1 protein-coding gene is annotated in these 256 nt (G+C 63.7%); it reads left to right on the forward strand.

Annotation, left to right across the window (positions count from 1 at the left end; all coding sequences use genetic code 11):
• The first annotated feature begins 13 nt into the window (after positions 1 to 13).
• Positions 14 to 178 carry a UTRA domain-containing protein gene (locus AC6UDB_RS07120; protein WP_500709564.1) on the forward strand — a complete coding sequence of 55 codons (165 nt, stop codon included), beginning with the start codon at positions 14 to 16 and terminating at the stop codon, positions 176 to 178.
• Positions 179 to 256: the final 78 nt, after the last annotated feature.

The raw sequence follows: 256 nt of genomic DNA on the forward strand, positions 1-256 counted from the left end.
GGCCGACAGCGACCTGACTCAGGCCCTGGATGTTGAAGAAGGCTCCCCGATCATGCGCATCGAGCGCCTGACCCATGCTGCCGACGGCACGCCACTGGACTTCGAACACCTTTACTACCGCGGCGATGCCTTCCAGTACCGCCTGCGCATTGACCGTCAGAAGGGGGGCAAGGCATGAGCATCCAGACCCAGGACTACGACATCATCGTCATCGGTGGCGGCACCGCCGGGCCAATGGCGGCGATCAAGGCCAAGG

It is taken from the genome of Fructilactobacillus sp. X3R2C1 (genome assembly GCF_059901235.1).